General features: G+C 51.9%; 15 protein-coding genes. 7 read left to right on the plus strand and 8 right to left on the minus strand.

What is annotated here, in order from left to right:
* Window positions 1-338 precede the first annotated feature (338 nt).
* Entirely contained in the window at window positions 339-842 is a 504-nt protein-coding gene (locus AC3WQT_RS07255; protein WP_492703171.1) for a tetratricopeptide repeat protein, read from the plus strand.
* Between the two features lie 49 nt (window positions 843-891).
* On the opposite strand, the gene AC3WQT_RS07260 is transcribed toward AC3WQT_RS07255, so the two are convergent.
* The 8 genes from AC3WQT_RS07260 to ilvA form a co-directional block, all read right to left on the minus strand.
* The gene (locus AC3WQT_RS07260) at window positions 892-1860 is read right to left on the minus strand and encodes a phosphotransferase family protein (protein ID WP_492703172.1); all 969 of its coding nucleotides are present in this window, start codon (window positions 1858-1860) and stop codon (window positions 892-894) included.
* A gap of 162 nt (window positions 1861-2022) precedes the next feature.
* Window positions 2023-2886, minus strand: coding sequence for an RNase adapter RapZ (gene rapZ / locus AC3WQT_RS07265; RefSeq protein ID WP_492703639.1), 864 nt, complete (start codon window positions 2884-2886; stop codon window positions 2023-2025).
* A gap of 25 nt (window positions 2887-2911) precedes the next feature.
* Window positions 2912-3853, minus strand: coding sequence for an HPr(Ser) kinase/phosphatase (hprK, locus tag AC3WQT_RS07270; protein ID WP_162039741.1), 942 nt, complete (start codon window positions 3851-3853; stop codon window positions 2912-2914).
* A gap of 117 nt (window positions 3854-3970) precedes the next feature.
* Window positions 3971-4444, minus strand: coding sequence for a PTS sugar transporter subunit IIA (locus tag AC3WQT_RS07275; protein WP_492703173.1), 474 nt, complete (start codon window positions 4442-4444; stop codon window positions 3971-3973).
* Window positions 4445-4546: 102 nt separating this feature from the next.
* Window positions 4547-7225, minus strand: a complete 2679-nt coding sequence (locus AC3WQT_RS07280; RefSeq protein ID WP_492703174.1) for a sensor domain-containing phosphodiesterase — start codon at window positions 7223-7225, stop codon at window positions 4547-4549.
* Window positions 7226-7399: 174 nt separating this feature from the next.
* Window positions 7400-7996, minus strand: coding sequence for a hypothetical protein (locus AC3WQT_RS07285; protein WP_492703175.1), 597 nt, complete (start codon window positions 7994-7996; stop codon window positions 7400-7402).
* Window positions 7997-8050: 54 nt separating this feature from the next.
* On the minus strand, window positions 8051-8896 hold the full coding sequence (gene queF / locus AC3WQT_RS07290; protein WP_492703176.1) for an NADPH-dependent 7-cyano-7-deazaguanine reductase QueF: 846 nt from the start codon (window positions 8894-8896) through the stop codon (window positions 8051-8053).
* 29 nt (window positions 8897-8925) lie between these two features.
* On the minus strand, window positions 8926-10515 hold the full coding sequence (ilvA, locus tag AC3WQT_RS07295) for a threonine ammonia-lyase, biosynthetic (protein ID WP_492703640.1): 1590 nt from the start codon (window positions 10513-10515) through the stop codon (window positions 8926-8928).
* 81 nt (window positions 10516-10596) lie between these two features.
* On the opposite strand from ilvA, the gene AC3WQT_RS07300 reads away from it, so the two are divergent.
* From AC3WQT_RS07300 to AC3WQT_RS07325, 6 genes are all read left to right on the plus strand, one after another.
* Window positions 10597-11088 (plus strand): YqaA family protein, encoded by a 492-nt coding sequence (locus AC3WQT_RS07300; protein WP_492703177.1) that lies wholly within the window; start codon window positions 10597-10599, stop codon window positions 11086-11088.
* Window positions 11089-11094: 6 nt separating this feature from the next.
* Entirely contained in the window at window positions 11095-11967 is an 873-nt protein-coding gene (locus AC3WQT_RS07305) for a metallophosphoesterase (protein WP_492703178.1), read from the plus strand.
* 211 nt (window positions 11968-12178) lie between these two features.
* On the plus strand, window positions 12179-13477 hold the full coding sequence (locus AC3WQT_RS07310) for an HAD family hydrolase (protein ID WP_492703180.1): 1299 nt from the start codon (window positions 12179-12181) through the stop codon (window positions 13475-13477).
* Between the two features lie 402 nt (window positions 13478-13879).
* Window positions 13880-17851 (plus strand): DUF3683 domain-containing protein, encoded by a 3972-nt coding sequence (locus tag AC3WQT_RS07315; RefSeq protein ID WP_492703182.1) that lies wholly within the window; start codon window positions 13880-13882, stop codon window positions 17849-17851.
* Entirely contained in the window at window positions 17851-18279 is a 429-nt protein-coding gene (locus AC3WQT_RS07320; RefSeq protein ID WP_492703184.1) for an HIT family protein, read from the plus strand. The genes AC3WQT_RS07315 and AC3WQT_RS07320 overlap by 1 nt, the downstream gene beginning before the upstream one ends.
* Window positions 18276-18695 (plus strand): gamma-butyrobetaine hydroxylase family protein, encoded by a 420-nt coding sequence (locus AC3WQT_RS07325; protein WP_492703186.1) that lies wholly within the window; start codon window positions 18276-18278, stop codon window positions 18693-18695. Before AC3WQT_RS07320 ends, AC3WQT_RS07325 begins: the two co-directional genes overlap by 4 nt.
* The last annotated feature ends 235 nt before the right edge of the window (window positions 18696-18930 follow it).

Here is an 18930-nt window from a genome sequence, read left to right on the forward strand (position 1 = left end):
AGATTACGAGTCTGAGGCTCTTTTTTGAGCATGGTTGCGTAGTATAGGAATCGAACCTATTAACAGCTGCCTGGTGCGGTACACAAACGCATACAATACGCTGTGCCAGTCTGAACCCATGAGTCAGAACCTTTGCAAGCAGACAGCTTTGTTCCCACCGAGGAAACGCAAACCGAGTATAGCCTGAGTTGATTGCGCTGAGATTTGAAAATCTTAAAAAATTAAGAATGACGTAATTTTTAACATGTCAGGCTCGCCTGTTTCTTTGTGAATAAGCCTCTGACACGGGTACTGGTTTATGCTGGATAATCAATCACAATAATTTCTCGATAAAAATCATGACTACATTTAACGACAATTGGGAAGAACGACTGGCTGCCTTATGGGCAGAGCTGGATGCGCTTGAAGCACAGACTTTTATTGCCCGCATGGATGCGATGGCGGGAGAACTTCCACCGAATGCCGCAATCGGCCTGTTCGAGCGTGGCGGTGCGCGTGATTCTTGCGGTTTCACAGAGCTTGCCATTCCCTTGTATAAAGCCGCGTTGGAAAATGGCCTGACGGGCTTGCGCCGCAGGCGGGCGAATATACAAATGGCCAGTTCCATCCGTTATCTGGGCAACCCGCAAGCGGCTGTCGACATACTGACAACTGAAATGCATGCTGGTAGTGATGAACTGGATGGCGCAGTACGTGGTTTTCTTGCCCTGGCGCTGGCTGATCTGGGACGAGAACGCGAAGCCTTGGCAATTAGCTTGACAGCATTGGCTACCTATTTGCCACGCTACAATCGTTCTCTGGCGAGGTATGCGCAAGGCTTGGTAGAGAAAGCGATTGATTGAAAAATGCATGCGATATTCGCACCCACATCTTAAGGTGACTTGTCTGTACTCACACTGGAAACATTTGCTCAGCAACCTGTTCCCAAGTATCACGAGGCCCGCTGCTTGGCACCTGTTGCATGCAAAATGTCACATCAGAGTCAGGCCTGATCAGCATATAGGCAGTCAGTTGGCGTTGCAGGGTAGATGAGCTGATCCCATCAACTTCACCATAAGCTTCCAGCAAGGATTGAAGCAGCAAGGGATTACCTTGTGCCATGAAGATCATAGGCGTCAGGATTTCAAGTCTGTCACTATTACCGACGATGGCATCGCCAAAGTCGAGCAAACCACTCAGCTTCCATAGGCCCTGTTCCTGTTTTGCCATCAGGTTCCACGGATGGATATCCATGTGGATAAAGCGCAAGTCGCCCGCCTTGGCAAAATTCCCGGCGGCTTCGATATAAGGCATGACTTGCTTAAGCAAACCCTCAGGCATTTTCCGGCGTTGATGTCTGGCCATGCAATCAGCAATCAAATCGCGTATATAGTTTGGCCAGTCTACTCTGATGGTGATATCTGCTTTGAATTTCACACTGCCTATTTCACGCAAAAGCTGACCGGTCTGCACCATGATGGACTGTTTCTGTTGAATATCCATGGATGGCCAGATGTCCGCAAGCAAAGTGCCTTGCAAGCGGCTGAAGATCACGAATACCCAGTTGTCGATTTCACCGCTGGCGATGAGTTTGGGTGTCTGTAATGACAGCTTGCCCTCCAGCAGAGGTGCAACCAGAATTTCTTTGTCTCCCTGTCTCCGCCAGTTAGGTGGCACCAGTTTGACTATCACGTCCTCACCCAGCCCAAACAAGGCATTTGCACCCAGGGGGATTTTCTCCCACGTATCAGCGGGTAGCCCGAATGTTTTTTTCAGATGCTCCAGCACTGGCATCCAGGCTGTCAAAGGTGTGTTTGCTATGAAGTCGTTACAAGCAGGATTGTCGAGATTTTGTGGCAGGCAATTGAGGATAGTGTTCATTGAACTTCATCTAAAAAATTAGTTGGCCGCAAAACGAAGAGGTCAAGAGTACGCGGTAATGCAAGCGATGCGTACATTTGTCAGCGATTAAGCGCTTATAGAAATTTCTGCGTTGTGTGGATGAAGCTTTGTCTGGCAAGGCCTCAACTACGACACAGCGGGCTAACTCAAACGCCTGTGCCTGACTAGCACCTGCTCCTGCGCCTTGAAGTGCGCAGCGAGTTTTTCCACCATGTACACTGAGCGGTGCTGGCCGCCGGTGCAGCCTATGGCGACGGTCAGGTAACTGCGGTTATCGCGTTTGAAGGCGGGTAACCATTTTGCGATGAACTGCTGAATGTCGGCAAACATCTCATCGACCATGGGTTGCTCTTTGAGGTATTCAATCACAGGCAGGTCACGGCCTGTCAGCGGGCGCATGATGGGGTCGTAATGGGGGTTGGGCAGCATGCGTACGTCGAAGACAAAATCTGCATCCAGCGGCACGCCTATCTTGAAGGCGAAGGATTCAAACATCAGGGTCAGCGGGGTGTGGCCTATTTCTATGACATCCTTGACCCAGGCGCGCAGTTTGTTGGCACTAAGATCGCTGGTGTCGATGACGTGGGCGACCAGTTGTATGCCTGAGAGGATTTCGCGTTCTTCCTGTATGCATTCGGTCAGACTGAGCCTGTCGCCAGGTTCTTTGTCGAGACCCAGGCGGTGCGACAGCGGATGGCTGCGGCGGGTTTCTGAAAAGCGGGCGACCAGGGATTCTGTACTGGCGGTGAGGAACAGGACTTTGACGTCGTGGCCTTCTGCACGCAGCGTGCGTATGGAGTCTGGCAGATGCGTGAGCTGATTCGCGCTGCGGCTGTCGATGGCAATGGCGGCGCTGGGTATGCCTTCTTTGGTCAGCGTGTTGACCAGATCAGCCAGCAGGCTGGGTGGCAGGTTATCGACGCAATAGTAGCCTGCATCTTCAACTACATTCAGGGCTACCGATTTGCCGGAGCCGGAGATACCAGAGATGAGCAGGATTTCCATAGGGGTACTTGTGCTTGGCAGGTATTTAGTCACCGTTTTCCATGGCGCGTCGCTGACGTTCCATGAAGTCTTCCAACGTATTAATACCACGTAATTGCAGGATGGTGTTGCGCACAGCTGCTTCCAGAAGAACCGCGATATTGCGGCCTGCGGCAACCGGAATGACGACTTTTCTGATGGGCAGGCCCAGCACTTCTTCTGTCTGCGAATCGATAGGCAGGCGTTCGTAATTTTCTTCGAGGGTGCTGCGTCTTACCAGATGCACGATGAGTTTCAAACGCATCTTGCGGCGTACTGCAGTTTCACCAAAGATGGTCTTGATATCGAGCAGGCCCAGACCGCGTACTTCCAGCAGGTTTTGCAAAAGTTCGTGGCAACGGCCTTCTATCATATTGGGGGCAATGCGCGAAAACTCGACGGCATCATCGGCCACCAGGCCATGGCTGCGTGAAATCAGTTCCAGCCCCAGCTCGCTTTTACCAAGACCTGATTCACCGGTGATCAGCACACCTACACCAAGTACGTCCATGAAGACGCCATGCATGGTGATTTTTTGCGCGAGTTTTTTCGACAGATACACGCGCAAATAATCAATGACTTGAGCGGATGGATAGGGCGTTGAAAACAGCGGGATATTATTGTCGTCGCAAGTCGTCAAGAACGCCGGCGGCGATTCCAGACCTTGTGCTACGATGAGGGCAGGTGGTGCACCAGCGACGAGTTCACGCATGAGGTTATTGCGCGAGGCATTCGACAGGCGGTTGTAATACGAGAGTTCCTGATGCCCCAGTACTTGTATACGGCCAGGGTGGATCAGGTTCAAATGTCCGACCTGGTCGGCAGAAGATGCGGCGTCGCCAGTGATTTGCTTGTCCGCGCCAGAGAAACCGGCAAACCAGCCAAGTTGCATGGTGTCGCGATTATCATCGTAGATTTTTTGTACCGTGAGTTCTGTCAATGATGGCATGGCTATTTTGGTCGAATCTGACGATGTCTTGGTTGTTTGCCTGAGGGATCAGGGGATTACGGGAAAAGCCTGGGCTTTACTGGATGCCTGCAAACCTGGCAGTCTCAGCAAGAACAATCACGCTGTACCCGGCAAGTTGGGGCGCCATGCCATGATTTTTTCATAAATCGCGGCGGCGCTGGCTTCGGTATTGAGCGTATCGCGGAAAGTCTCGTTCGACAGCATTTCTGCTACTTCAGACAAGATTTCCAGATGCTGTTGCGTGACATTGTCAGGCATGAGCAAAAAGATCAGCAGGCTGACTGGCTGACCGTCTGGCGATTCAAAGGGAATGGCTTCTTTTAATCTGACCAGGGCGGCAATCGGTGCTTTCAAACCCTTGATGCGGCCATGCGGGATGGCGACGCCATGGCCAAGGCCAGTGGAGCCCAAGCGTTCACGGGCAAACAGGTTATCAGAAACAACCGAGCGCGCTATGCTGCAATTATTCTCGAATAACAGCCCGGCCTGTTCAAATGCTCTTTTTTTGCTGGAGACTTCCAGATCCAGTAATACGTTGTTAAGAGGCAGGATTTTTGCAATATTCGTCATGGTGCAAGATCGTTTTACAGCGAAATGGTGCGATGCACAAAATTAGGTTTTGACAAATTATAGGCTTCTTTTGGCTGATATGCGCAAAACTTGACAACACTTTTAACGAACGTTGTCTCTCAGTAATTTTTCAAATTTATCAACAGGTAGTGGCTGGCTGAAATAAAAGCCTTGCATCTCCTGACAGCCAGAGTCAGCGAGGAAGAACATCTGGTCGGCTTTTTCCACGCCTTCGGCTGTGACGCTCATACCCAGCGCATTGGCCATGGCGATGATGGCGTGCGTCAGTACAACGGAATCGGGGTTACCCGGGATATCACGGATGAAAGACCGGTCTATCTTGAGATTGTCGATAGGAAAGCGTTGTAAATAAGATAAAGAAGAGAAGCCTGTGCCAAAGTCGTCCAGCGAAATGCTGATACCCAGCTTTTTAATGGCATCAAAAACCGGCAGCAGCAAGTCTATGTCGCCCATGAGCAAGCCTTCAGTAATTTCCAGTTGCAGGGCAGATGCGGGCAAGCCGATTTCGTGCAAGACCTGTTCTATGTACTTGGGCAGGCCAGGGTCCTGGAATTGCTTGGGCGAGATATTCACACTGATGACCAGGTCGGGTGAATACTGTTCACGCCATAACTGGGTTTGCAGGCAAGCCTGGCGCAAAATCCAGCGACCCAGTGGCAGGATGAGGCCGATTTCTTCAGAAATAGGGATGAATTCATTCGGTGGTACCAGGCCCACATCCGGCATTTGCCAGCGTATCAGGGCTTCTGCACCGACGATGCGTGAGGTGCTGAGGCAAATCTTGGGCTGGTAATACACCAGGAATTCATTATCAGTCAGGGCACGGCGCAGATTGGTTTCCAGCGCGTAGCGATGCTGGGCGCGCACATTGAGTTCTGTCGTGAAGAATTGGTAATTATTGCGGCCCGATTCCTTGGCATGGTACATGGCAGAATCAGCGCAACGCATGAGCGTGGGGCCGTCTTCACCATCATGCGGGTAAACGCTGATACCGATGGAAGTACCCAGATGATATTCGTTACCATCAATCACGAAAGGATCGCGCATGCGGGCCAGCACGCGTTCTGCCAGGTCCTTGAGTTGCATGGCATCTTCAAAGGCTTCGGCAACGATGACGAACTCATCACCACCAAGGCGGGCCAGCATGTCGGTCGTGCGTATGCATGAACTCAGGCGCGAAGATACGTCGCGCAAGAGCGTGTCACCAGCCGCATGGCCAGCCGTGTCATTGACGTTCTTGAACCTGTCGAGATCGAGGAAGAGCAGGGCCAGACGGTGCTGGGTGCGCTTGGCACCAGCCAGTGCCTTGACCAGGCGTTGATTGAGCTGATGACGATTCGGTAAACCTGTCAGGGCATCATAAGATGCCATGAAATGCAATTGCCTTTGCGTTTCACGCACTTCTGTCGTATCGGTAAATGAAATCAGTACAGCAGACACCGAGGCACTGCTTTTCTTATTGATGGGCAGCACATTCACCAGCAACCAGACAATAGAACCATCACGCAACTCCACGCCCATGGACAAATTCAGTATCGCGGTTTTGCTGCGGAACACCACTGAGGCCGGGTCATCGCCCATGCGTATGGATTGTCCCTCGTCACCGAGTATGTTTTTGAAGTATCGATGGCGCCTGCCTACCGTGGCGATATCTTCTATCTTCAAAATGCGCTGGGCACTGGGATTGCAGGTCAGGATCTGGCCGTCCGGGCCTATGACCATGATGCCTTCACTGAGATTGGTCACCACGGAGCGATAGCGTTCTTCGCTTTCCTCCAGGCTTTGTTCCATATTTTTTTTGTCGATGGCCAGGCCGATAAGGTCACAGGCATCCATCATCATGGCCTGCTCGTCTTCATTCGGGCTGTGTACCATCTGGTGATACACATCGACTGTACCCAACAAGGTGTTGAAGGCAGTGGTAATCGGCAAAGACCAACAGGAGCGCAAGCCGTAGCGTAGCGCCGGTTCGCGCAAATTCTTCCACAGCGGACTAACAGCAATATCCTGCACGATGGTGGTGCGCTGGTAATGAATCGCCGCTGACGCTGAGCCTGAGCTGGTATCGACCGGTACATTGCCTAACAAGGCACAAAAGCCATCCGGTAAGGACGGGCCTGCACCAAAACTCAGGTGCTGGGTGCTGGCGTCATACAGGGTGATGGCACACAGGGCGCCATTGTCGAGCAGGCGTTCCATGCGATCACAAACGTCTTCCAGAATATCGGTCAGCGGTTTGTCGAGCGCAATCATCTCGAGAATTTCTTTCTCGTGATGCAGGGCTTCATGGACGCGGCTGGATTTGTAACGGACTTGATCGGCGAGGGGTAGCGCGGTGACGGTGGCGCTGGAACGGGAGCTGCTGCGGGGAGTGATTTCGCGCGCCGTCAGCAAGATGGCTGTTTGTTCATTAAAACTGAATTGCGTAGCACGGACTTCTATATCGAGTAGCTGACCATCAAGACGTATGCACTGGCAGGTATGCTTGCTTTGCGCACCATCCTGCCGCAATTTCTGCAGTATGGTCCTGGCACCTTCATGATGCCTTCCGTGCAAGAAGGCTTCCGGCTTCAGACCGATCAATTGTTGTGGGTCACCGGCATGCATGAGTTCTGCACCTGCCGGATTGGCATACACCAGGTTGTCGTCGATCAGTACATACATCGCATCCGGGTTATGTTCCAGCAAGGCCATATGCCAGTCTTGACTGGCGGCAGGCTCGCGTGTGCTAGTACTTGAAAACGGGACCGGAATTATCACGACGACAATCTATAAAACGAATAAGTCTGGCTACTTTACATCAAGCAAGTTCTTAGGACAATGATGGTAATTCGCTAGTATCAAAAACATATGACCCCGCGCAGTCCAAAAAATGCCGCCAGTTTCATCAGTCCTGGGAACCGGCAATTGCCGGGCCAGAATACCGCCAGACATTTACTTCAAGTCAAAGCGAACAAACAAAAAGAGCACGTCGCCATTGCCCTTGTTTTTGGAAAAACGGGGTACATAGGTTGCCATCAGCTTGGTACTACGTGTGCCTACGGAGGCAACAGGCAGGATCGCAGGGAAGGGGAAGCCACCAAAATAATCAGTGCGACTGATCAGCACACCAGTCAGGCCGCCACCAACTTCGACCGTGTCACCCAGAGGTTTCATCCATTGATAGGCATAGCCAGCCATGGGTTGCGGCTTGAAGTGCGAATCAGAAATCATCATGGCATAGACTGATTCTTCATTGTCTTCCTTGGTGCGTATGGCTTTGCTAAAGCCCAGGCCCCAGGTGTGCTCATTCAGTTCGGCAATTCTTTCCTTGGTGTAAGTGCCGCGACCATGGTGGGTATGGCCTGCAACCATCAGTGACAAGTCACCTTCATCCATGATTTTACTGACTTTGGCTTTGGCGCTATCCCACCAGCCCATATCGTCCTGGGTTGTGGTGGTGGCAGTAGTCTGGGCCTGGGCCGATATGCATAACAACAGGCTGGATGCGCACAAGGCCGTGCGCAAAGAGAAATTTTTGAACTTCAACATAATGATGGTTACAAATGGATACAAAAAATAGGAATAAGAGGGATGCTGCCCGGCTTACTGGCGCGCATTCCGGCGGTTGTCCGGGCCCTGGCCCGAACTGAAATTGCTGCGCCATGGATTGATGTCCAGCCCGCCGCGACGGGTATACCGTGCATAGACTGACAACTTCTGCGGTTTGCAGTGGCGCATGATATCGACAAAGATGCGTTCCACACATTGCTCGTGGAATTCATTGTGGTCGCGGAAACCTATCAAATACTGCAACAGGTTTTCCTGGTTGATTTGCGGGCCTACATAATGGATTTGCACACTGCCCCAGTCTGGTTGGCCAGTGACCAGGCAGTTGGACTTCAGCAAATGCGAGATCAGGGTTTCTTCTACTGGCGATTCATCAAAGTTGGCGGTCAACAGTGATGGGTTAGGTGTATAGTTATCGACTTCGATATCGAGCCTGTCGAGCAACTGGCCTTGCAATTCATGCATGGCGAGTTTGCCGAACTGATCTGGCGTGGTCAACTTGACTTGTACTGCCGCACCAAAACCGGCAGACAAATCTGCCTGCAACAGGCTGGCCAGCGCATCAGTGCCTGCCAGACGGGTCTGGTTGAAAGAATTCAGGTAGAGCTTGAACGACTTGGATTCGATGATGTTGGGTGAATCTGCTGGCACCGTGATGGCGGCAATCGCCACTTGCGGTTTGCCGCGCATGTTCAGCCAGGACACTTCATAGGCATTCCAGATATCCACACCAAAGAAAGGCAGGCTGTTGGTCAGCCCTATCTCTTCCCTTTTCCCCGCGCGGGAAATCGGGAACAGCAGGCTGGCATCGTATTCGGACTTGTAGGTCGCGGGTTTGCCTAATAATGAATGTTCGGGCGTACTTGGTGCGGAATCTGTCATGTTGTCTGCGTTAACTTGGGTAGGCTGCATCAGCCCAAAAATAATTGATAAACGGGATTCTTGCTTTCATCCCAATAGCGGTAACCCAGGGTCGCCAAGAATTCGCGGAAAGCCTTCATTTCCTTCTTTGGAACCTGTAAACCAACTAAAGTTCTGCCGTAATCTGCGCCATGGTTACGATAATGGAACAAACTGATGTTCCAGTTCGGTGCCATGCTGTTCAGGAAACGCCCTAAAGCACCCGGGCGCTCAGGGAATTCAAAGCGATACAGCAATTCATCCTTGGCCAGGCTGCTCTTGCCGCCGACCAGATGGCGTATATGCAATTTAGCCAGCTCATCATGCGTCAGGTCCAGTGTGGCAAAACCATGCTTTTCAAAATTCTTGGCAATTTTGCCAGATTCCAGCTTATCGTGTACTTGTATGCCCACAAAAATATGCGCGGCTTTTTCATCGCTGATGCGGTAATTGAATTCTGTGACATTGCGCGCGCCTATCAGTTCACAGAAACGGCGGAAGCTGCCGCGTTCTTCTGGTATGGTCACGGCAAACACGGCTTCCCGTGCTTCTCCGACTTCGGCACGCTCAGCGACAAAGCGCAGGCGGTCAAAATTCATATTGGCACCACAGGCGATGGTGACCAGGGCTTCATTCTTCAATGGCTTCTTGTCAGCCTTGGCGCGCTCTATATAGGCCTTGCAACCGGCTACTGCCAATGCACCGGCAGGTTCCAGGATGCTGCGGGTGTCCTGGAACACATCCTTGATGGCGGCGCAGACAGCGTCGGTATCGACAGTAATCACTTCATCGACATACAGCTTGGCCAGGCGGAAGGTTTCTTCGCCCACCAGCTTGACGGCTGTACCATCAGAGAACAGGCCCACATCATTCAAAGTCACACGCTTGCCAGCTTTGAGGCTGCGTGCCATGGCGTCAGAATCAGTCGTTTGCACACCAATGATCTTGATATCCGGACGCACCGCCTTGACGTAAGCTGCCACGCCTGAGATCAGGCCCCCGCCGCCAATCGCGACGAAGATCGCGTGGATAGGCTCAGCGTGCTGGCGCAAAATCTCCATGCCCACCGTCCCCTGACCAGCAATAACATCCGGGTCATCAAAAGGATGGACGAAGGTCAGCTTGCGTTTCTTTTCCAGTTCCAGCGCATGGCCGTAGGCATCGGTGTAGGAGTCACCAAACAGGACGATCTCAACCAGGTCACCGCCGTGTGTGCGTACCGCGTCAATTTTGACTGGTGGTGTGGTGGTGGGCATGACGATAACCGCCTTGCAGCCCTTCTTGCTGGCACTCAGGGCTACACCCTGGGCGTGGTTACCCGCAGAGGCGCAGATGACGCCGCGCTTGAGTTGTGCAGGCGTCAGGTGGGCAATCTTGTTATAAGCACCGCGCAGCTTGAAGCTGAACACGCTTTGCATGTCTTCGCGTTTGAAATAAATTCGGTTATCCATGCGTGCCGACAGGCTGGTAGCGTATTCCAGCGGGGTTTCAAAGGCGACGTCATAGACGCGCGCTGTCAGGATCTTCTTCAGATAATCGGTGCTCATGGATGTCTTATTGTTAGTTAAAAATGGCTGATCTACTAGTGATCTAGAGCTAATTTAGCCCTAAGTCACTGCATACTGATTTGAAATTGCAGGCGCCATTATAATGTATGCTTTTTACAGCCATATCAAACCACGATGATAGAAGCCGCAGTCCATTGGATATTAAGCATGCTGGCCCTGCCTGAAATTGGTCTCAGTTCAGTCTTTATCATCAGTTTTATCTCCGCCACCTTGTTGCCCATGGGGTCTGAACCGGCAGTTTTTGCTGTCATCAAGAGCAACCCTGCGATCTTCTGGCAAGTCATCGTCGTCGCTACCTTGGGCAATACCCTGGGTGGCATGGTCGACTATGGCATGGGCTATGCCGCCAAACAGGCTTTTGACCGTGAACGTGAGAGTTACTGGTATCGCTGGTTGCAGCATTTTGGTGCCAAGACCATGCTGCTGGCCTGGCTGCCCGGCATCGGTGACCCCATCTGCACTCTGGCGGGCTGGTTGCGCCTGCCATTCTGGCCCAGTGTGTTTTACATGGCAGTGGGCAAGTGCCTGCGTTACATCGTCATCACCTGGCTGTTATTGAAAGTACCAGAAGGAGTCTGGACCAAAATCGCCAACTTCATATTTTGATCAGACATGGGCAGAGGTAAATACTATGGCTGGTGGCGGCGCGCGGGTGAGGGGCTGGAAGCCGCTTTTTATCAAGAAAACTGGGCCGCACGCATTGCCTATGCCCTGAAGCTGCAAGGCGGTTTGCGTATAGACAGACGCGATTTTTACCTGCCTCTGTCTGAAGGCTTTAACTGCAAGCTGGCATTCATTTCAGATTTGCATGCAGGCCCGCTGACTGATGTAAGGTTGCTGGAACAGGCATTTGCCGCTATTGCTGACTTTGCGCCGGATGTCATCTTGTTTGGTGGCGATTATGTCTCGCTGCATGCCCGGCATGTGCAACATCTGCTCAAACCCTTAAGTTTGCTCAACCCAGCTACTGCCAAGTTCGCCGTCCTGGGCAATCATGACTTGTGGCTGGATGATGGGCATATACTCAACTGCCTGCAGGATGCAGGTGTCCAGGTCCTGGTCAATCAAAACGCACGCTTGTCAGCGCCATTTGATGCCATTTCCATCTGCGGTATGGATGAGCCCGGTGTCGGTATGCCAGACGCAGACCAGACTTTTACTGGGGCAGGCGATGTGCGTTTGCTACTCATGCATTCACCATTGGGCCTCAAGCATGTTGCCGGACATGATTTTCAGATTGCCTTTTGCGGCCATACCCATGGCGGACAAATTGCCACGCCTGCTGGTAAACCGCTGGTTTTGCCACCAGGTTCAGGTGAACGTCGTTATGCCCGGGGTTTGTTTGCCTTGCCAGGCGGGCGTTACTTGCTGACCAGCCGGGGCATAGGCATGAGCGACTTGCCAGTACGCTTGTTTGCGCCATCGGAAGTACATTTATGTCATTTATATTCTGCCCTGGACAGGCAAAGAAATGTCACGAATTAACCAGAAATTAATAAGGTATATACAAATCCGCCTAAATTTTCTGGCGGCGTGTCGAGATGTCACAATGTTTGACTATAATGCTTGCTGGAAAGCATGAGTACCTACGCATTAGTGTAAATTGAGCAAGACAGCTTTTTGACAAAATACCCGCCCTGGCATGCGGCAAAGCATGCGCAATACAAGGACAATACAAGGAAAGTAAGGAAATAAAATGCAAGATAATAAACTCACAAACAAACAGCCGCGCCGTGGATTTTTGCAGGGACTGGTTGCAACAGCAGCAGGCGCAACGCTGGCTGTGCCAGCCATGGCAAAACCGGCTGCAGCACCAGCGGTATTTCTGGATAGCGCCAAATGGTCGCCACGTAACCGTGACCTGGTTGCTGCCCTGATCGCCAAGCACGGCAATACCAGCAAGACTTATTCTGTCAAGCGTAAACCTTACGCTGTGTTCGACTGGGACAACACCAGCATCATGAATGACTGCGAAGAAGCGCTGCTGATGTACCAGATCAATCACCTGGCATTCAAGCTGACGCCACCAGAATTCTCTGCAGTCATCCGTCAAAATGTACCGGTTGGTAATTTTACTGCCGACTATAAAAATGCAGCTGGCAAGCAACTGGATCTGGAAAGCGTTTGTACCGATCTCGACAGTGACTACGCTTACCTGCATGCCAACTACAAAGGCATGGCCGGTAGCCGCAGCCTGGAAGAAATCGTCGAAACTGCGCAATTCCAGGACTTCCGCGCCAAGCTTTACTTCCTGTACGAAGCTGTCAATGATACGCATGGCGTGAACGTCGGTTATCCATGGGTCATCTACTTCTTCGCCAATATGACAGTCGGTGAAGTCAGTGCACTGGCAGAAGCATCCAACGATGCCAACCTGGGCATGGGCCTGAGCAAAGTCAAATACACCAGCCCGGCATCTCTGCCAGGCGTGGCCGGTGTCATCACGACGGCACACTTTCACGGTATACGCCTGTGTACAGAAGTGGCTACATTGATGAACACTTTCCGCCAAAACGGTATTGACGTCTATGTCAGCACCGCTTCACTGGAAGATGTCGTCGCCGTGTTTGCCACCAATCCAAAATATGGTTACCACGTACAACGTGAAAATGTCCTGGGCCTGCGCCTGGAACAAAACGGCGATGTCTACAAAAACGCCTACCGCAAAGACTGGCCTTTGAACTGGGGCCCAGGCAAGACTGTCGTCATCAAACGTGAACTGGTTGCCAAAAAAGGCTACGGCCCTATATTCGTGGCCGGTGACAGCGATGGTGACTACGACATGCTGCGCGATTTCAAGGAAACAGAAATCGGCCTGGTCGTGAATCGCCTCAAAAAAGGCAAGATCGGTGAATTGTCCAAAGCTGCTGCTGACGCCGCCAAAGAAGCTAATCCACGCTTCCTGCTGCAAGGCCGTCAGGAATCTACAGGTAACTGGTTGCCAGTAGAAACCACCCTGAAACTGGGCAAGACTGCGCCTGCTTTGCTGGGTTGATTTTTTTGCATGAAGAACGGGCAGCGGAGGCTGCCCGTTTTTTTATACTATTTGTTGTGATAAATTTAATGGTTTATTGGGTCGTAAGAGGCTATAAATATTGGCTTGCATAGCATTCGTTTTATTTCGTGTCCAAACGATCGCAGCTCAGCTTGCAGTCAGGTGTAAAATACGACAAACGATGTAAATCAAATTTGCCTGCCTGACTTTTGTGCAGCCGTAATTGTGATGAATTTGCAAAGTCAGCCACTTTCGCGTCATTTTTGGCGACTTTCGCCAAATTCCATTTGGAAAATTGCCACAATCACCATTCATTACCGTATAAACTTCAAGGCTGTTGGCGCGTGGTGCATCGCAATAAGTTAGAATGGACTTTTATATATCCGTCCAACCACGTCACTGATGAATGCTCCAGCCCAGATCCAGGCCTTGCTCGCAGATGCTCCCCAAGGCGCAACACCGACCCGCGTGCGGGAAATTCCCTATAACTATACTTCGTTTTCTGACCGCGAAATCGTCATCCGCCTGCTAGGTGAAGATGCATGGCAATTGCTTGATCAATTGCGCGGCAAACGCCAGACCGGACGATCTGCGCGCATGCTGTATGAAGTGCTGGGTGATATCTGGGTAGTGCAGCGTAATCCTTACCTGCAAGACGATATGCTGGATAATCCGCGCCGTCGTCAGGATCTGATCGATGCGCTGAACCACAGGCTGGCCGAGGTAGAAAAGCGCCGCCTGAGTACGGTCAACGATGATGCAGAACGCAGTAATAGCGTGGAAACACTGGTACAGGCCGCCCGCAAGGCGGTGGCAGCGTTTTCCAAGGATTTCCGCGACACTTATGATTTGCGCAAGAAGGCCAGTAAACTGCTGGCGCGCTTTACGGCAAAAGACAATATCAAGTTCGATGGCCTGAGCCGCGTATCGCATGTTACTGATGCAACCGACTGGCGTGTTGAATACCCGTTTGTCGTGCTGACCCCAGACACTGAAGATGAAATGGCGGGCCTCGTCAAAAGCTGTATAGAGCTGGGTCTGACCATTATCCCGCGTGGCGGTGGCACTGGTTATACTGGCGGTGCGATACCGCTGACGCCCTTGTCAGCTGTCATCAATACTGAAAAGCTGGAACAACTGGGTGCTGTCGAAATGACGCGCCTGCCCGGCGTTGACCGTGATTATGCCGTCATTTATTCCGGTGCTGGTGTGGTCACCAAGCGCGTCTCTGATGCCGCTGAAAAAGCGGGTTTTGTATTTGCCGTTGACCCGACATCTGCCGAAGCCTCATGCATAGGCGGCAACGTCGCCATGAATGCAGGCGGCAAGAAGGCGGTATTGTGGGGCACGGCGCTGGATAATCTGGCGTCGTGGCGCATGGTTGATCCTAACGGTGACTGGCTGGAAGTAACTAGGCTTGAACATAATCTTGGCAAAATCCACGACGTGGAAGTGGCCAAGTTCAAGCTCGAATGGACACACCCTGGCGAGAAACAAGCATTCAAGACCGAGCAGCTTGATATCAAGGGCCGCGTCTTCCGCAAAGAAGGCCTGGGCAAAGACGTGACTGACAAGTTCCTCGCAGGTTTGCCGGGTGTGCAAAAAGAGGGGTGCGACGGTCTGATCACCTCGGCACGCTGGATCTTGCACAAGATGCCGAAGTTTGCCCGCACCGTTTGCCTGGAATTTTTTGGCCAGGCGCGTGATGCCATCCCTAGCATCGTCGAAATCAAGGATTACCTCGATAACGAAACCCGCAAGGGCGGCGCGATATTGGCAGGTCTGGAACATCTGGATGAGCGCTATCTGCGTGCTGTTGGTTATACGACCAAATCCAAGCGCGGCGTCTTGCCCAAGATGGCGCTTTTCGGTGACATCGTTGGCGATGATGAAAACGCCGTGGCTCAGGCCGCGTCTGAGGTCATACGCATTGCCAATACCCGCGTCGGTGAAGGCTTTGTGGCCGTCAGCCCTGAGGCCCGCAAAAAATTCTGGCTGGACCGCGCCAAGACAGCGGCGATTTCCAAACACACCAATGCCTTCAAGATCAATGAAGACGTGGTAATCCCGCTCAACCGCATGGGTGAATACACCGATGGCATAGAGCGCATCAACATAGAATTATCAATACAAAACAAGCTGGCCTTGCTCGATGGATTGAAAGGCTTTTTCGCCAAACGTAATCTGCCACTGGGCAAGAGTGAAGATGCTGCCGGTGATGATATCCCCGCATCTGAATTGCTGGAAGACCGCGTCAATGAAGCCAATGCACTCTTGCAGGCAGCAGAAGCACGCTGGACTTATCTGCTGAATAATCTCGACAAGCCACTGAGCGAAGCAAAAACAGAATTGCTGGAACTGGGTCTGGACAAGCTGGAATTTGTCTTCGATGAAAGATTAAAAATACAGCCTGATGTGACGGTATTTTCCATCGTCCAGGACAGGACAGTACGGGTATCGTGGAAGACAGAAATCCGCGCGCAACTGCGCCAGATTTTCAGCGGCTCGGCCTTCAAGCTGATACTTGATGAATGTGTGGCCGTGCACAAGAAAGTCTTGCGCAGCCGCGTCTTCGTTGCCCTGCACATGCATGCAGGTGATGGCAATGTGCATACCAACTTGCCGGTCAATTCTGACGATTATGAAATGCTGCAAGTGGCGCATCATGCCGTTGCCCGCATCATGGTGCTGGCGCGCTCATTGAATGGCGTGATCTCTGGCGAGCATGGCATAGGTATCACCAAGCTGGAATTTTTGACTGAAGATGAGATCAAGGATTTCCGCTCGTATAAATTGCGCATCGATCCAGAAGGCCGCTTCAACAAGGGCAAGCTGCTGAACCTGCCAGACTTTGCTGCCGACTTGCGCAATGCCTACACGCCTTCATTTGGCCTGATGGGGCATGAGTCGCTGATCATGCAGCAAAGCGATATCGGTGCGATCGCCAATAGCGTCAAGGATTGCCTGCGTTGCGGCAAGTGCAAACCTGTTTGCGCAACTCATGTGCCACGTGCGAATTTGCTGTATTCGCCACGTAACAAGATCCTGGCAACCTCGCTGCTGGTCGAAGCCTTCTTGTATGAAGAGCAGACGCGCCGCGGTATCTCGATCAAACACTGGGAAGAATTTGAAGACGTGGCTGACCACTGTACGGTCTGCCATAAGTGTGTGACGCCCTGTCCGGTCGATATCGACTTTGGTGATGTGTCGATGAATATGCGCAATCTCTTGCGCAAGATGGACAAGAAGTCGTTCAACCCAGGTACAGCATCAGCCATGTTCTTCTTGAACGCCAAAGACCCGGCCACCATCAAGGCGGCGCGTCAGGTGATTTTTGGCTGGGGTGTGGCGGCACAGCGCCTCGGTAATACGGTATTAAAAAAACTCGCCAAGAAGCAGACCAAGGCACCGCCGGCTAGTCTGGGCAAGCCTGTAATACGCGAGCAGGTGATTCACTTCATCAACAAGAAAATGCCGGGCAATCTGCCCAAGAAAACCGCGCGTGCCTTGCTGGATATTGAAGATGACAAGATGGTCCCCATCATCCGCAATCCACAAACCACGACAGCAGATACTGAAGCCGTGTTTTACTTCCCCGGCTGTGGCTCGGAAAGGCTGTTCTCGCAAGTCGGCCTGGCAACCCAGGCGATGTTGTGGAATGTCGGCGTCCAAACCGTGCTGCCACCGGGTTACCTGTGTTGCGGTTACCCGCAACGCAGTGCCGGCCAGTTCGACAAGGCCGAGAAGATGATTACCGATAACCGTGTCCTGTTCCATCGCATGGCCAACACGCTTAACTATCTGGATATCAAGACCGTGGTCGTCTCTTGTGGCACCTGTTATGACCAGATACAGGGCTATGAATTCGACAAGATATTCCCTGGCTGCCGCATCATCGACATCCATGAATTTCTACTGGAAAAAGATGTCAAGCTGGCCGCAGTGAATGGCACGCGTTATATGTATCACGACCCCTGCCATACACCGATGAAATTGCAAGACCCCTTGAAAACGGTAAATGCACTGATCACTACAGTCGATGACGTCAAGATAGAAAAGAATGATCGCTGCTGTGGTGAAGCAGGGACGCTGGCAGTATCGCGGCCTGATATCTCCACGCAAATACGCTTCCGCAAGGAAGAAGAAATGAACAAGGGCGCAGATAAACTGCGTGCTGATGGCTTTACCGGTGACGTCAAAATCCTGACATCCTGCCCAGCCTGTTTGCAAGGCTTGACGCGCTATGATGAAGATTCTGGCACGACAGCAGACTACATCGTCGTCGAGATGGCCAAGCACATTCTGGGGCCAAACTGGATGCCGGAGTATGTCGCCAAAGCCAATAACGGCGGTATAGAAAGGGTGCTGGTGTAATGTCAGTTACTTGTGAATTATGTGATGCCAGTGCTGGTGATGTCATTGTCAGCACCGGTCAGTTACGCGTCATCCTCGTCGATGATGCAAATTACCCCGGCTTTTGCCGCGTCATCTGGAATGCGCATGTGAAGGAAATGACTGATCTGTCGGAGACTGACAGGAATACTTTCATGCAGGCAGTCTGGAAGGTGGAAGCAGCCATACGTGTAGTCATGCAACCGCACAAGATGAACGTCGCCAGCCTTGGCAATATGGTGCCGCATCTGCACTGGCATCTGATACCGAGGTATACCGATGATGCGCATTTTCCCAATCCCATCTGGGCGGTTGCGCGTAGCGATGCGGCTGACCAGTCTGCTTTGGATGCGCGCCGCAACTTGTTGCCGCAATTAAGGCAAACCATTATTTCGAAATTCGCATCATGAGCATAGGTAACCCACAACCAACTTCCCTGAACGCCCGCACACAATCACGGGTGCTTGAAGTCGCCTTTGATGATGGCAAGGAGTTTTCTTTGCCGTTTGAATTACTGCGCGTGTCGTCACCTTCTGCCGAAGTGCGTGGTCATGGGCCGGGGCAGGAGACGCTGCAAACCGGCAAACGCGATGTTGGTATTGTTGGCATAGAACCAGTCGGTAATTATGCAATCAAGCCTATTTTTTCTGACCAGCATAGCTCGGGGATTTTTACCTGGGATTATTTGTATTGGCTGGGTGAAAACCAGGCTCAGGTTTGGCAGGAGTATCTGGAGAAATTGCAGGCGGCGGGGTTTGCTGGGGAGACTGGGCGGGATGCGCCTATGGCGGTGAAGGGTGGGGGGAGTTGTGGGACTAAGCATTGAGTGCACGTCGATCTCAGGTCTCAGATATCATGTTTCAGATTGGACCAGCACTCCCACTTTTTGATAAATCATCCTCATATTGACGTCATTCCTGCGTAGGCTGGAATCCAGCGGCGTTCGTAGTCTACCGTGCAGTTTATTAATATCAGAATCGTGTGATTTTGTGATGATTGCATTCGTTAATATACGGTTGCAGGCCGGGAGAGTGTAGGTTGGGCTACGCTTCACCAGCCCA

It is taken from the genome of Undibacterium sp. FW305-107 (genome assembly GCF_058788535.1).